General features: G+C 43.3%; 12 protein-coding genes and 1 tRNA gene. 10 read left to right on the top strand and 3 right to left on the bottom strand.

Annotated elements, in window-relative coordinates; translation table 11 throughout:
* The first annotated feature begins 18 nt into the window (after positions 1-18).
* A complete protein-coding gene (dxs, locus tag WAO38_RS12265) occupies positions 19-1,836 on the top strand; it encodes a 1-deoxy-D-xylulose-5-phosphate synthase (protein WP_422237506.1) in 1,818 nt (605 codons plus the stop codon).
* Here the strand turns inward: dxs and pgeF are convergent.
* Together pgeF and WAO38_RS12255 are read right to left on the bottom strand one after the other, a co-directional pair.
* Positions 1,823-2,572 carry a peptidoglycan editing factor PgeF gene (gene pgeF, locus WAO38_RS12260; protein ID WP_422237504.1) on the bottom strand — a complete coding sequence of 250 codons (750 nt, stop codon included), beginning with the start codon at positions 2,570-2,572 and terminating at the stop codon, positions 1,823-1,825. The genes dxs and pgeF overlap by 14 nt on opposite strands.
* Before the next feature lie 102 nt (positions 2,573-2,674).
* Positions 2,675-4,279, bottom strand: a complete 1,605-nt coding sequence (locus WAO38_RS12255; RefSeq protein ID WP_422237502.1) for a methyl-accepting chemotaxis protein — start codon at positions 4,277-4,279, stop codon at positions 2,675-2,677.
* 224 nt (positions 4,280-4,503) lie between these two features.
* On the opposite strand from WAO38_RS12255, the gene WAO38_RS12250 reads away from it, so the two are divergent.
* A tRNA-Pro gene (locus WAO38_RS12250) sits at positions 4,504-4,581 on the top strand.
* A 216-nt stretch (positions 4,582-4,797) separates the two neighbouring features.
* A complete protein-coding gene (locus WAO38_RS12245) occupies positions 4,798-5,238 on the top strand; it encodes a heme-binding domain-containing protein (RefSeq protein ID WP_422237500.1) in 441 nt (146 codons plus the stop codon).
* 22 nt (positions 5,239-5,260) lie between these two features.
* Here the strand turns inward: WAO38_RS12245 and WAO38_RS12240 are convergent, their stop codons facing one another.
* On the bottom strand, positions 5,261-7,387 hold the full coding sequence (locus WAO38_RS12240; RefSeq protein WP_422237498.1) for a TonB-dependent receptor plug domain-containing protein: 2,127 nt from the start codon (positions 7,385-7,387) through the stop codon (positions 5,261-5,263).
* Positions 7,388-7,661: 274 nt separating this feature from the next.
* On the opposite strand from WAO38_RS12240, the gene WAO38_RS12235 reads away from it, so the two are divergent.
* The 7 genes from WAO38_RS12235 to WAO38_RS12205 all read left to right on the top strand — a co-directional run bounded on the left by WAO38_RS12235 (position 7,662) and on the right by WAO38_RS12205 (position 14,719).
* A complete protein-coding gene (locus WAO38_RS12235) occupies positions 7,662-8,096 on the top strand; it encodes a hypothetical protein (protein WP_422237496.1) in 435 nt (144 codons plus the stop codon).
* Positions 8,096-9,364: a GGDEF domain-containing protein gene (locus tag WAO38_RS12230; RefSeq protein ID WP_422237495.1), complete on the top strand. Its 1,269-nt coding sequence runs from the start codon at positions 8,096-8,098 to the stop codon at positions 9,362-9,364. The genes WAO38_RS12235 and WAO38_RS12230 overlap by 1 nt, the downstream gene beginning before the upstream one ends.
* 190 nt (positions 9,365-9,554) lie before the next feature.
* Positions 9,555-10,973: a 5-histidylcysteine sulfoxide synthase gene (gene ovoA / locus WAO38_RS12225; RefSeq protein WP_422237493.1), complete on the top strand. Its 1,419-nt coding sequence runs from the start codon at positions 9,555-9,557 to the stop codon at positions 10,971-10,973.
* Entirely contained in the window at positions 10,966-12,141 is a 1,176-nt protein-coding gene (locus tag WAO38_RS12220; protein ID WP_422237491.1) for a pyridoxal phosphate-dependent aminotransferase, read from the top strand. The genes ovoA and WAO38_RS12220 overlap by 8 nt, the downstream gene beginning before the upstream one ends.
* Positions 12,134-13,402 (top strand): MgtC/SapB family protein, encoded by a 1,269-nt coding sequence (locus tag WAO38_RS12215; protein ID WP_422237489.1) that lies wholly within the window; start codon positions 12,134-12,136, stop codon positions 13,400-13,402. The genes WAO38_RS12220 and WAO38_RS12215 overlap by 8 nt, the downstream gene beginning before the upstream one ends.
* An 11-nt stretch (positions 13,403-13,413) precedes the next feature.
* On the top strand, positions 13,414-13,833 hold the full coding sequence (locus WAO38_RS12210; RefSeq protein WP_422237487.1) for a hypothetical protein: 420 nt from the start codon (positions 13,414-13,416) through the stop codon (positions 13,831-13,833).
* 199 nt (positions 13,834-14,032) lie between these two features.
* Complete coding sequence (locus WAO38_RS12205; protein ID WP_422237485.1) at positions 14,033-14,719, top strand: dUTP diphosphatase; 687 nt, start codon at positions 14,033-14,035, stop codon at positions 14,717-14,719.
* The last annotated feature ends 8 nt before the right edge of the window (positions 14,720-14,727 follow it).

The raw sequence follows: 14,727 nt of genomic DNA, 5'->3' as shown, positions 1-14,727 counted from the left end.
TTAGGACAGTGGAGACCGATGAATATCAAAAATTTTACCTTGCCGGAGTTAGAAGAACTATCCCAAAAAATACGGAATCGTATTTTAGAAGTAGTCAGTACCAATGGCGGGCATTTGAGCTCTACACTGGGAGCGACGGAAATCATTGTGGCTATGCACAAAGTCTTTGATGTCTCTAAAGACCCGTTTATATTTGATGTCTCCCACCAAGCCTATGCCCATAAACTCCTCACCGATCGCTGGGATGACTTTGCCACCCTACGTCAATTCGGGGGTCTCAGCGGGTATACAAAGCCTTCCGAATCTCCTGCTGATTTTTTTGTGGCGGGGCATAGTTCAACCTCGATCTCCCTGGGTGTCGGTGCGGCCAAAGCGATAGCGCTGAAAAACGAGCAAGAGAGCCGCATCCCTGTGGTGGTTATCGGAGACGGTGCCATGTCTGCAGGGATGGCGTATGAGGCCCTTAACGAGTTGGGGGACCGTAAATATCCGATGGTTATTATCCTTAACGACAATGAAATGAGTATCGCCAAACCGATCGGAGCGATCAGCCGAATGCTCAGTTCTGCTATGGCGAGCCCTTTCTATCAGCGTTTCAAGAGAAAAACCGAACAATTTGTCGATAATTTCGGAGAAGGTGCCCATTATCTGGCAAAGCGGTTTGAAGAATCCTTTAAACTCATTACTCCCGGTATCCTTTTTGAAGAGATGGGGATTGAATACATCGGGCCTGTCGATGGGCATGATTTAAAATCACTCATTGACATCCTGACGATGGCCAAGGCTATGGGAAAACCGGTATTGGTTCACGTTCAGACGATAAAGGGCAAAGGGTATGAGATAGCCGAGGGGAAACATGAAAAATGGCATGGTGTTTCACCGTTTGATCTCAAAAGCGGAACGGCAAATGCCAAAAGTTCGCTCAAAAGCGCAACGCAGATTTATGCCGATGCTCTTATGGAACAGGCACTAAAAAATAATAAAATCGTCGGAGTTACCGCCGCGATGCCGAGCGGTACCGGTTTGACACAGTTGATGGAAAAATTTCCGGAGCGTTTTTGGGATGTAGCGATTGCGGAGCAGCATGCGGTAACCTCGATGGCAGCATTAGCGAAAGAGGGGTTTAAGCCGTTTTGTACAATCTATTCCACTTTTTTACAGCGGGGATTTGACCAAGTTATCCATGATGTCTGTCTCATGGATCTGCCGGTTGTGTTTGCGATGGACAGAGCCGGAATCGTGGGGGAAGACGGTGAAACGCACCAAGGTGCCTATGACATCAACTTTTTACGGTTCATTCCGAATATGACCCTATGTGCTCCGCGCGATGAATTGTCGTTCCACCAGATCATCGATTTTACCAGCAAGTACGAACATCCCTGTGCAATCCGTTATCCGCGTGGGGCATTTTTCGCAGCGGATCTTCCGGAATCGATTCCGTATGAGACCGGAAAATCGCAATTGCTTGTCTCCAATGACTCCAACCGATTATTCATCGGTTACGGCAACGGTGTCGGCCGTGCGGCGCAAACGATGGAATTTATAGGAGAAACCCCGTCCCTTCTTGATCTGCGTTTCGTGAAGCCTTTGGATACACAGATGTTGCGCCAATTGGCCCTCAAACATAAAGAATGGTATGTGTTTAGTGATTCGGCACGTCTCGGCGGAGTGGGCAGTGCCCTTTTGGAATGGCTCTCGGAAGAGAAGATTACGGATGTGCGCGTTGTCAGTTTTGAATATAATGATGAATTTATTAAGCACGGGAATACCAAACTCGTCGAAGAGTCGCTCGGACTTCTTCCTGCACAATTGGCATTGAGAGTTATCGGAGGATAATCACTCCGGCAAGACGCCCCGTAAGCTGTTTATCGGCCCGGTATGAGAAATATCGGTCATGATGGCAAGCGGTACATTCGTCAATCACCTCTATATTCGTGACGCCTATTTGTTTTAGCTGGTTTGTCAGGACAGTATTGACATCTAAAAAGATTTTCTCACCCTCAACATGCAATGCTTCGGAATATCCTCTGTCCTTTGTCTCCTCGGCGATCGTTTGATTGATCTCATAGCAGCACCCGTGAATCGACGGCCCCAGAATTGCATGGATAGCAGATGCGGAAGACCCGAAATTTTGATGCATGGCGGCAACCGTTTTTGGAAGGATCTCCTTTAATGCACCGGCTCGTCCGGCATGGATAGCAGCACAGGCATGATTAACAGGGTCATAGAGCAAGATAGGGGTACAATCAGCACTCATAACCATTAACGGGGTATGAAGATGATTTGTAATGAGAGCATCACATTCGGGAGGAGTGTCAAAGTTTAACGATTCCGTGACAACGACAATATGATCGGAATGGATTTGGCGCATATGAATCAAGCTGTGATGATCATATTCTATTGTTTGAGCCAGCCGTATATGATTCTCTAAAACATGCAGAGGATCATCTCCCACATGAAAAGCAAGATTGGCATCTGTATAAGGGGTGCGTGATACTCCCCCTGAGCGCGTAGTAAAGCAGCCCGTGACTTTGGGAAAGGACAATAAAAGAGACGGCGCTATAGTTTTCATAATCTAGAGTATATCAAGTGTCGCTTTTAGGCAGCATAAAGGGAATAGGCTCAAATATGTTTGAGAGATATTTTTTTATAGAGCATAACCTTTTTGGGGAGGTTATGATTTATAGGTAGAAATCTGTGCTGTCATATTTTCGGCAACATGGTGCAGATGTTCCGCAGCGGCAGCGATCTCTTCAACACTTCGGGCATTGGATGTGGACATAACGCTTATTTTATTAATCTCATCAATGATGATATCGTTGCGTTTGGTATTGGTTTCCGCTTTGAGCGCTACTTCATTCATTCCCTCTACCGCATGGGTAAGGCTGCTGACCGCCATATCGGTTTGTGCTTCCACTTCGCTTGAGAGATCTGAAAGCTTGTGCATACGGGAAACATTGGCGTTCATTTGTTCGGACATATCCATGATGGATTGAACAATCACATTGACCGTGGCATTTGTTTCGATAAGGCTTTTTTGAGTTCTTTCGGCCAGTTTGCGTACTTCATCGGCGACGACGGCGAATCCGCGTCCGTGTTCTCCGGCTCGAGCAGCTTCAATGGCCGCGTTTAGCGCAAGAAGATTGGTCTGGTCAGCAATATCTGAAATCACCGTCAGGACATTTTTGACCTGTTCGGCTTCTTGGGTAAGTGCATTAAGCCGTTCGTTCATCGTGGCTTCAATTTCTATCGTCTGGTTAAGCGAATCAATGGTTTCACGAAGAGAGGACTGTGCCGTTTCCAAATTATTTCGCGCATCGACAGACATTTGGCTGACTTCATTCGTCCGTGCCAGGGCCAAATTCATTTCACGTTTGATAATGTTCGCATTTTCGGTTGTTTCCAAAACAATTTTAGAAGCATCTTCTGCTTGTCTGCCAATCGATATCGTCGTGGCAGAGAGTTCGGTCGCTACCGATAGGTTTTCAGTCGCAGAATGCTGACTTGCAGCAAACGTAGTCCGCAAAGAATCGCTCAAGGCATTAATATTATCCGCAATTTCGGTTAATTCATTTTTTCCTGAAAGTGTTATCGTATGGGTAAGGTCTTTATTGGTTACCATCGTATGGACATTTTCATTCAATGTTTTAACGGTACGGCTGATGATGGTAATGGTTAAATAGGCAACCAAAAGACCGATAAGTGTCGAAAAACTTCCAAGCAAGAACATGATAGTTGAGGTTGATTCGGATTTGTTTCTGGCTGTAATCAAATTATCGGATGCCTCTTTGATCTGTTCTTCTTTGAGTGCATTGACATTATCCGCTAAAGCCGCCGTCATTTGGTCGAATTTTTTCATCGCGATGTCACCCTCTGTTTTATCAACAGCATAGGCTTTTTTCATTTGTTTGCCGGATTCGAGTAAGGCTTCTACATCTTTTTTGGCCGTTTCAATCTTCGAAACCGCTTTGGTATTTCCTTCTTCTTTAAACATTTTTTCAAACGAAGCCATGTTTTCCAAAAAGGTTGCGTATGCTTTATCCGCTTCCTCTAGGGAAGCATTATCCTGGGTTAACGAAGCATCGGTTAGGTACTGCTGTATTTGGCATGTCTGATATTTTGCATTTGCCGCCATAAAAGCTTGCGGTACTGATTCCGTAGATGTTTGTTCTACCAAAGCTTTTACCGCATTACTGTTGATTGAACCAATGGTAGCATTGAGCACAACCAAAAAAATTACGGATCCTATTCCAAACGTTAATTGCTGTTTTATAGTCATGATTAATCCTCATCAAGTAAAGAATAGTTATTTATTAAAATATTATAACAAAAAATTATTAAATACAAATAATTAATATCATTTTTGGATCTATTTAAAAAGATTCTGATATGAATAAGTTAGTGAAAAGCAATAGAAAATAGTTTTGGAATCGATAATCGGGAGTACCGATTTTAGGTGAGATTAATAAATTTTAAATTATTCTTTCACTCCATTTTTTACATCGGGGCGTAGCGCAGTTTGGCTAGCGCACTACCTTGGGGTGGTAGAGGTCGCCTGTTCGAGTCAGGTCGCTCCGACCAGTGATCAACTTCCAAATACCAGCTTTTATAACTTCTTGAAATCTCAATCATTGTGAAGAACTTGGACAAAATACTTCTATTCTAATCGTGATGTCAAAATAGATTTAAAAAGTCTGATATCGTTTATACACGAATGTTTAAAATCTTTTTTAATTTCCTCCGGCCTTAAAAAGGTAAAAAAGTCTATAATCTCCCCAGTCTTTCAAAGGGTGAAAAATGAATAAAACAGTGTATTGGGTGTTAGGTATCGCAATAGTGATACAGTTTGTTAGACCTGATTTTCAAAATCCTAAAGTTGATGCAACGGTTGCGCTGAATACCGATCAAGAGGTCATGGGGATACTTAAAAACTCGTGCTATGACTGTCATTCCAATGAAACAAAATATCCTTGGTACCATAATGTTGCCCCGGTCTCATGGGTAATGTCCAATAATATTGTAAACGGCCGCAAAGCCCTCGATTTTTCAAATTGGGCAAATATAGATGCCAAAGTGAAATTAGAACGGTTAGAACGTGCAAAGCAGCTTGTAAATATTGAGATGATGCCTAAAAATGAATATCTTTTGATGCATAAAAACGCTGCTTTAAATAGCGAAGAGAAAAAAAGACTGGAAGAGTTTTTTGATTCAGAAATAGAACATCTATCCAACTCATAAAGAAAATTTCCCTGAGTTGCTGCTAAAAACTCTGAACAAAGCTAACAAGGTAGTTTCTCCCTTCTCTTTGTATTCCGCCTTCTGTATTGTAGTAATAACTTGGCAACCGAATGTCTTCGTTAAAAAGATTTTTAACAGTTAGCCGAAGTTCGCTGGAAGCAGAAAATCGATAGGTAAGTGTTTCATCGACGATATGTTGCGGGTGGACTGTGGTATCTGTGTCACCGAGCCAATTCAATTTTGATTGGGTTGTCCGCGAATAATATTGCCATGCGGTGCCGAATGAGAGTTTGTCTGTCGGGCGGTAGATATAGATCGCTTTCAGCATCACATTGGAAATATCGGGCATAGACTGGTTAACCGAGACAGAATCCTCTTCCGGCGGTGTTGTATAGTCTGCATCAATATACGAGGCGTTGAAATAAAAATTATGTTCAGGTGTTGACTGGTAGTTGTACTCAAACTCAACCCCCTTGCTGGTTCTGTCATCATAATTCTGATATCCGGGAATGGTAGCATAGTACTCTTCCAAGTCTATGACATTGTGAAGTTTGGAATAAAAAATATTTAAAGTGAATTTATTGTTGAAATCGGGTGCATAGATCGCGACAGCTTCATAGGTATCGGTCTCTTCGGGCTTGATGTTTTGATCTCCGGCGCGGTAGTTTATATGTCCGTTGGCATATGCTTCGGTAAACGTCGGTGCCCGAAATGCGGAACCGTAAAGGAGTTTGAAGATAGTTTTATCATTTGCTCTATAAACAACAGCCGCTCTGTTGCTGACTTGTGCCCCAATATCAGAGTAGTTGTCCAGCCGTACTCCCAGAATAATATCCACATCGCTATTAACAGAAATTAAATCCTGAAGATACCCGTACACAATACTTCGGCTTTGATTTGCTTTGATAAAACTTGTGGTCGGATCAGCCCAAAATGCAGGTTCTCTTGCTTCTCTGTAGCGAAAGGAACTATAGTTTGGACTGGCTAAAATCGTCGTAAGATTTTGCGTTATGGCATTCTCTACGCTGTTGAAATAGTCATCTTGCAGTATTCTCACATGCCGCGCTCCGATACCCGCGACGATCTCATTGGATGCCATCTTCGGCAGTGTGAAAATCGCTTCTGCTTCAAAAGTTTGCTCTTTCAGTTTCTCGGTAAAATAGAAACCGTCTTGCATAATGACCCCTACCTCGGCAAATTGGGATGCTATTCCTGCAATATCACTGATATTAGCACCTTCATTCAATTCCCGATGAGAAAAACTCGCCTTTGTCTCAATACCGACATCATTGATATGGCTTTTATACGAAGCCTGAGAGAAAAAATAGGAGTTGATATGCTCTTTCGGACTGGTCGGGATCGGGTCGAGACCCTCTTCAAAACTGTAAAAGTTTCCATAAACACTGCGTTTATATCGCGAAAGAAATTCAAAACCTCCATTGACGGCTTTAAAACCGACGGAAAGGTCACGCATCGCTTCATCGGTCCCTTCTGTACGCCCCTCAACAGGCAGCGATTTCTTATTCTTAGCTATGTAGCCATCGGCAAATAGTTTCCAATTATCGGAAACATTATAAACATTTGCACCTGCCGTAAGGGTGCTGTAGCTGCCGGTACCGAAAAAAACTCTATTTTCTTCTTTGGTGTTTCCTAGTTTAGTGATAATGTTCACGGTACCGTAAAAAGCACCGGAGCCTTGGGTGGTAGAGTTCGGTCCGCGCAGTACCTCGATTTTCTCGACAAGCTGCATTGGAAAATCCATATAAAAATTGCTGGAGCCTGATACTTCGTTGTTAATAGCGACACCGTCTACAAGGATTTTGATTTTATCCGAGAGATAGGCATTCGGATTTTTGAAACCTCGAACGGTGGACATCGTATAACCCATAGGACTGAGCTGCATCTGGATTCCGGGGAGCATACCCAACGCTTCACCGATATTTTGTATACCGGCATCCATAAAAGTTTGTCCATCCACAATACTGACGACAGACGGCATATAATCCACATTGAGAGATTTCTTCGTTGCCAGATTGCTTACATTTTCTAAAAGGGACTTAAAATCATTGAGTTCGCTATCATTGTCTGCAGCGTATGATGCGGTAAGTGATGAAAGTAATATAGCGTGTAATAGAATCTTTTTGGACATCAATATCACCTTTTCTTTTACACGTTTATCTATAGTAATAGTTGTGATATACTATACAAGTTATTATAATATTTCAGTTAAGTAGAAAAGATATGGTGAAAGTTTTATTACTTTTTGGAATAAATAATTATACACGGAGCAGGAAAAATTGATAAACAAAATTTTCTTTCTGTCTATTTTTATTATTTTATTCCAATCCACTGCAGTGTCCGCATCCTCGTACGATGATGATACATTGGAAATTTTCTCAAAAATCATTCCCCGGTTTATCTTAATGAGTTCCCAAAAAAATACGATTCAAAACCAAATAGAAATCTGCATTTTACATGATAAACTGGATGAGAGAACGGCCTTGTCCTTGGTGGAGAGAATCCATAGCAATTATCCAAACGGGATTAAAAACTATAAACTTAAATTGATTAACAGTACTTATTCTGAGATCAATATGTGTCGTAAAAGCCAATTGGCATTTTTATTGGATACGGATGAAAAAAATATAGAGAGTTCGGTGCGTATACTCAATGGCAATAGGGTGTTCACCATGTCCTATGATGCGAAGTACCTTGTAAACGGCGTAGATGCCACGCTCTTTTTAGGAAGAAAGGTCGTCCCCTATATTAATATGAGTGCTGTGCGACAAAGCGGGATCGAGATTGATAATGCATTGGTACAAATATCAAAAATTTATTTGCAAGGAGACGGCAAATAATGCGCGGTATCAGTATTGAAATCAAAATGATTCTAGGGGTTATCTTCTTCACCCTGATCCTGGTGGGATTTGAACGTTTTCAGTTTTCTGAAAATATTGTTCAGCAGTTTTTAGAATCCAAAAAGTCGAAAAATAAATTATTAATCGACACCATTTCCCCCGTAATCGGTTTGAATATTTCTTTGGGTCTAAATGATGCTAATGCGGAGTATTTGAATCAAATCGTAAAACAAAACAGTGACTTATTGAAGTTTGACTTAATGGATTCAAAGGGCACCAAAATCTTCCACTATGAAAAATATCCGTTGAAAGAACCTCAAACGGTGGTTGATGGGATCTATTATGCCAGCCAATCCATTGAAGACCCGGTTACCGGAGAAAACGTCGGGATGGTTGATTTGTATTTTGATGATCATGAATATCAGGCAATGGTGCAAAAAAATAAAGTGATTACCATGAAAATTTTTGGAATCAGTCTTTTTGGGCTCATCCTTTTTGTCTTATTTATTAAAAGTGAATTTAAATTTTTAAAAAGACTCAGTGACAATGTTTTGCAATATGATCCGCAGATCAACAACTTTACACTTCAAAAATCTGACCGAACGGATGAAGTCGGAGTCATCCATAATGCCATTATTTCCATGGTAGCCAAGATCAATGTTTATGCGACACTTTTGGATGATTTGAATCAATCATTGGCCGTAAAAGTCGACGAGAGGACTAAAGAACTCCAAGATGCGAATTTAAAGCTTAAAGAACTCTCATTGACCGATTCGCTGACACACTTATCGAATAGAAGAAATCTTGCACTTCATTTAGAAAATATATGGGAGCTGGCTAAGCGTAATCATATTGTCATATCTGTCATTATGTGCGATATCGATTATTTCAAGCAGGTCAATGATAAATATGGGCACATAATCGGAGATTTAGTTCTCAAAGATGTCGCTGATATATTGAAAACGTCACTGAAGAGAAAAAGTGATTTTATCGCACGATATGGCGGTGAAGAGTTTGTGATTGTTTTGTATGATGCAGACATTCAGGATGCAGAAGAATTATGTACTAATATCCAAAAAAATCTTGAAACGAGCGGCAAGTTCAAATATAAAGATGCTAAATTGGACGCTATTACCATGAGTTTCGGAGTCAGCAGCCTTGTACCCGATAATACGAGTGAATATAATGATTTGATAAAGTCAGCCGACAGGGCTTTGTATCAGGCGAAAGAAACGGGCAGAAACTGTTTTGTATCCATTCCTTTGTAGGTGATTGTACGGATGGAATTGGTGGGTTTCCACATTGCTGTATGCAAAATTCTCCAGAGACGGTGAAAATATTTGAGTCGGCCTCTTAAAAAATTAATGCACTATTAAGTCAAGTGATTTTTTGACTTTTAGATAGAAGCACGTTATAAAATTGGATAAAATATCCTAAAAATGGAAGAAGGATCGAGCGGTGTTGCAAAGACAGATGAAATCGGTACGTTTAGATGGAGAGGATATCGACATTAAACGCCAAGAGCTTAGAGCCTATTTTCAGCAGAGTTTTGATCTGTTTGAATCTCTCTTTGATCTATTGAATTCAGATGAGGTTTTTTACCGTCAGTCCGAACCGACCCGACACCCGATGATTTTTTATTTTGGGCATACGGCAATTTTTTATATCAATAAACTGATCGCTTCGGGTGCATTGAAAGAGAGATTTAACCCCCATTTTGAAGAACTATTTGCCGTCGGGGTCGATGAAATGGCATGGGATGCCGCCAGTGACACTTTGCGATGGCCAAGTGTTGAGGAGGTAAGAGCATATCGACGACATGTGCGTGCATTGGTAAACCAGCTGATCGATACACTGCCCATGTCTCTGCCGATAACTAAAGAAGATCCGTTTTGGGCGATATGGATGGGAATTGAGCATGAACGTATTCATATCGAAACCTCTAGCGTATTGCACCGTCAGATGCCGTTGGAGTTTGTCCGAACGGATCTGGATTTCCCTATCTGCCCCGTGAGGGGAGATGCTCTGGAAAACAGCCTGGTTCTTTTTGAGGGAAGAACGGTCGAAATGGGCAAAGGTTCTGAGGATAATGGAATCTACGGCTGGGATAATGAGTATGGATATTTACGATGCAATGTGGAGGATTTCCAGGCCTCTAAATATTTGGTGAGTAACGGCGAATTTATGGATTTTGTCATGGCAAACGGGTATGGAACGCAGAGATGGTGGGATGAGGAGGGGTTGAAGTTTCTGAAAATCCGTAAGGCATCCTGTCCGCCGTTTTGGGTTTTACAACCTGACGGCAGTTACAAATACCGTGCTTTGGCGCAGGAGATCGATATGCCGTATAATTGGCCGGTAGAGGTCAATGCACTCGAAGCGGAAGCATTTTGCCGATGGAAAAGTGCGCAGGAGGGGGCAAATTTTCGTCTTCCGAGCGAAGCCGAATGGGTCATTATGGCCCAAGAAGGGAAGGTTTTGGAAGATATCTTTGATGATCAAAAATCCAATATCAATCTTGCCCATTTTGCCTCATCCGTCCCGGTGGATACTTTTGCACACGGGGAGCTTTACGATGTTGTCGGCAATGTCTGGCAGTGGACTCAGACGCAGATGGATAAATTCGAGGGTTTCGCGACACATCCGTGGTATGATGATTTTTCCGAGCCGACGTTTGACGGGAGACATAACCTGATCAAAGGGGGATCGTGGATCTCAACCGGCAATGAGATTGTTGCACATGCCCGGTACGCTTTTCGCCGCCATTTTATTCAGCATGCCGGATTTAGGTATGTGGTGGGTGAGGGCGAGAATGAGGTGAAAAAATATGCTCATATAGAGCAGATGCATGAAGCTTGGTTGAAACGGTATGGATGAATTCGGTTTTATCGATCGCAGTGGCAGCAATGCCGAAAAATATACCCTCAGAGAAAAACTCTTCGGCACAAAAGAGGTAGAACCGATGTGGGTTGCCGATATGGATATCGCTACCCCTGAAGTCGTTTTGAATGCTATCGGGGAGCGACTGTCTCACCCTGTCATCGGGTATGAGATGATGTCGGATCGCGCGTATGAATCACAGATCGGTTGGATCCGGGAACGTCACGGGTTTATGATGAAGCGGGAGTGGTTATCGTATTCCCCCTCGGTAGTTGCATCGATCGGATGCGCCATTCGCGCACTGAGTGACGAAGACGATGAGGTGATCGTGATGGACCCCGTCTATCCGCCGTTTTATTCGATGGTTAAAAACAATCACCGCCGTCTCCTCCTCCATCCGCTGCAGCAAGACAGTGAGGGGAAATACCGTTTTGATATCGATCTTTTGCGCTCCCAGATAACACCCAAGACTAAACTTTTGCTGTTATGTTCGCCCCATAATCCGATCGGGAGGGTATGGAGTCATGATGAATTGAATGCGATCGGTTCTTTGTGTCTGGAACATAATATCCGCATTATCAGCGATGAGATTCATTCGGATATTGTCTATACACCTCACCGGCACATACCTATGGCCTCGCTATCGCAGGAATTATTAGAGAATACCGTGACATTGATAGGTCCGGGAAAAACGTTTAATATGGCAGGTTTTTCGATTTCTACCGTGTGTATAGCCTCGAAAGAACTTCGCGATGCGTATGAAAAAGAGGCGGGTCGTGTTCACTTCGGTGACGGTGCGGTGCTGTCACATGTGGCTTTTGAAACGGCATATACGAATGGAGCCCAATGGCATCAGCGGTTGATGGAACATCTGCGTCATAATGCAGAGAGGATTGAAGTGTGGGCAGCCGATAATCCCGCCATTGGTTTTCGTCCTCCGGAAGCTACGTATCTGGCGTGGCTTGATTGCAAAAAAATGGGGTTGGGGGATCGTGAACTCAGGGAGTTTTTTGTCCGTGAAGCACGGATCGGGATGAGCCCAGGGCTTAGCTTCGGAAAAGAGGGGTCCGGTTTTATGCGGCTTAATTTTGCCGTTGCCTCCGAAAAACTGGAGATGGCTTTGGCCAAGATCTCGGGTGCTTTGAAAGGAAACGGATATGTATGAGTCCATCTTAGAACTCTATCAAACGGATTATTTCCGCTTTCTGCTGACGGTGGTGCTGAGCTTTTTGACCGGGTTGGAACTGCGTGAGTATAAACGGACGCTAAAGAACCCTTATTTTATCGGAACAGTGCGTACGTATACCCTTATCGGTATCTTGGGATATATCTTTTATATCCTTGACCCAACGTATCGTTTTTATCTCGCAGGATTTGGGGTTTTGTCGCTTCTGCTCGGACTGTTTTATTATCATAAACTGCAAGGAGAGCAAAAAGGGATCATCAGTATTCTGGTCTCTTTGCTGGTATATACCTATGCTCCGATCATCATGACGCAGCCGCTGTGGTTTACCGCGTTGGTTTTTGTCTCCGTTATTTTTGTCGTCAATGCCAAAACACAGGTACAACTGCTGATACAGTGTGTTGACAATACCGAATTGGTGACCTTTGCCAAACTGGTGCTTCTGAGCGTCGTGATATGGCCGCTGCTGCCGACTACTCCTATCTCACCATGGATACCGATGTCGCTTAGCAAAGTATGGATGGCCGTTGTCGTCGTTTCGGGGATATCGTATATCGGATACCTTCTGCAGCGCTATTTTTTCCAGGAAAAAGGATTTCTGGTCAACGGGGTCTTGGGCGGAATCTACTCCTCTACGGCAACCACGGTGGTACTCTCCCGTAATGCCAAGGTCGTACAAAGCGATGAATATACTTTTACGGCGGCCATCATACTGGCGACGGGAATGATGCATGTACGGCTCATCGTCATCATCGGTTTTTTGAACGCTGCATTGCTGCAAATGCTCTTTATCCCGCTGGCTTCACTCGGGGCATTGGCCTTAATCGGAGGATTTTTCTTGTCGCGGCTAAAGCAGGAAGTCTCTCATGCAGCGGCTGAATATAAGCCGGCCCATGTCAATCCTCTTGAGCTAGGGGTTGCTTTGGTATTTGCGATTATGTTTGTGGTGATGAGTATGATTACCCACTATTTCATCACCGATTATGGGATATCCGGTCTTCATATCCTCTCCTTGATTATCGGTTTTACCGATATCGACCCTTTTATCCTCTCGCTCATCAATGGTGCCTATCCGATAGATCAAAAGACGATCGTTTCCGCGATTTTGATTGCGATTGGAAGCAATAATCTCTTCAAGGGGTTCAGTGCGCTTATTCTGGCATCGCGCAAAGTAGGGTGGATGAGTTTGGGTGCCCTCGGCGCTCTTTCTCTTGTGACATTTGTCATCGCGTATACGCTGTAGGAAGGGGAGATATGAGAGATACCCTGACGGCGGTAGAGACCTTTCTGGGCAAACACCATTTGCTCTCCTTGGCAACATCGGGGGAACGATTGTGGTGTGCATCGATGTTTTTTGCCTATGATACGAAAGAGATAGCTTTTATCGTAGCTTCCGATCCCGATACCGAACATATGCGCAATGTCCACCACGATACTTCGGTGGCCGGAACGGTAGGGTTAGAGACGTCGCTGGTAGGGAAAATTCAGGGGATACAGTTTGCGGGAACAATGGTGCCTGCCGAGGATTCCATCAGCAAAGAGCTTTATATGAGCCGTTTCCCGTATGCACGGGTGATGAATCCGACACTGTGGAAGATTCAGCTCTCTGAGATCAAGATGACCGACAATACACTCGGATTTGGAAAAAAACTTAGCTGGAAACGCTCTTCTTAGGGGAAAACAAGCTGCATGGTTTTCCGCTGGAGCTTAGAACGACTTGGGAGGGGATGAATTTTGCTTTAAACCCGTACGCTTTGCATCCGTGTGGCTGATGGGCTTCCCATGTGACGAAATAGTAAATACATTGATGACAGTTAATTTTTTGCATGGATGAAATATTACCGTATAATTAGAAACTTTTTAAAGGATAAGCATGAATAAATTACTCTGTATGTTAGAACTGCAACAACAGCTTAATGATTCCACAAACGGAAAAGGGTGGGAAAAAGGGGTTACGAAACACGGCAAAAAAATCAACTGGCGCCGCTGCATTACGATGGAGTCTGCCGAGATGATCGATTCATTCGGATGGAAACACTGGAAAAGTATTGCTCAAGAGACCGATTACGCCAATCTGCAAATCGAAATTGTGGATGTTTGGCATTTTGTCATGAGTCTGGTTTTGGAATTTACCCATAACAACGGGGCTGAGAGTATCGAAGAACTGGCGGAGCGAATCTCCAAAACGCCGGAATATCAGAAAATCAATAACGATGCGCCGCTGCCGTTCGGAAGCGATGATGCATTAATGACAAAAATTGAAAATGTTATGCGCCTCTCTCTTATCCCGATATCTCCGGAGATGGTCGGAGCGATGATCGAAGAATTTTTTGAGCTAGCGTATATGGGCGCTTTAAATGCGACACAATTGTATCGCCTGTATGTCGGTAAAAATATTCTCAACCAATTCCGTCAAGATCACGGCTACAAAGAGGGGCATTACATCAAGATATGGAACGGCCAAGAAGATAATGCGGTAATGAAACTCGCATGGGAAAACAATCCGGATATGACTCCCGATGAATTATATACGGCGTTAAAAGCGGCTTATCCCGCGTAAGCTTTTCC

Origin of the sequence: Sulfuricurvum sp., from assembly GCF_049277495.1 — a bacterium.
GTDB lineage: Bacteria > Campylobacterota > Campylobacteria > Campylobacterales > Sulfurimonadaceae > Sulfuricurvum.
This window is presented reverse-complemented; position numbering and strand designations above follow the sequence as displayed.

Excerpts from the sequence above, each read along its gene's own strand:
- dxs (WP_422237506.1), top strand. The coding sequence starts at position 19 with ATGAATATCAAAAATTTTACCTTGCCGGAGTTAGAAGAACTATCCCAA.
- pgeF (WP_422237504.1), bottom strand. The coding sequence starts at position 2,572 with ATGAAAACTATAGCGCCGTCTCTTTTATTGTCCTTTCCCAAAGTCACG.
- WAO38_RS12255 (WP_422237502.1), bottom strand. The coding sequence starts at position 4,279 with ATGACTATAAAACAGCAATTAACGTTTGGAATAGGATCCGTAATTTTT.
- WAO38_RS12245 (WP_422237500.1), top strand. The coding sequence starts at position 4,798 with ATGAATAAAACAGTGTATTGGGTGTTAGGTATCGCAATAGTGATACAG.
- WAO38_RS12240 (WP_422237498.1), bottom strand. The coding sequence starts at position 7,387 with ATGTCCAAAAAGATTCTATTACACGCTATATTACTTTCATCACTTACC.
- WAO38_RS12235 (WP_422237496.1), top strand. The coding sequence starts at position 7,662 with ATGAGTTCCCAAAAAAATACGATTCAAAACCAAATAGAAATCTGCATT.
- WAO38_RS12230 (WP_422237495.1), top strand. The coding sequence starts at position 8,096 with ATGCGCGGTATCAGTATTGAAATCAAAATGATTCTAGGGGTTATCTTC.
- WAO38_RS12220 (WP_422237491.1), top strand. The coding sequence starts at position 10,966 with ATGGATGAATTCGGTTTTATCGATCGCAGTGGCAGCAATGCCGAAAAA.
- WAO38_RS12215 (WP_422237489.1), top strand. The coding sequence starts at position 12,134 with ATGTATGAGTCCATCTTAGAACTCTATCAAACGGATTATTTCCGCTTT.
- WAO38_RS12210 (WP_422237487.1), top strand. The coding sequence starts at position 13,414 with ATGAGAGATACCCTGACGGCGGTAGAGACCTTTCTGGGCAAACACCAT.
- WAO38_RS12205 (WP_422237485.1), top strand. The coding sequence starts at position 14,033 with ATGAATAAATTACTCTGTATGTTAGAACTGCAACAACAGCTTAATGAT.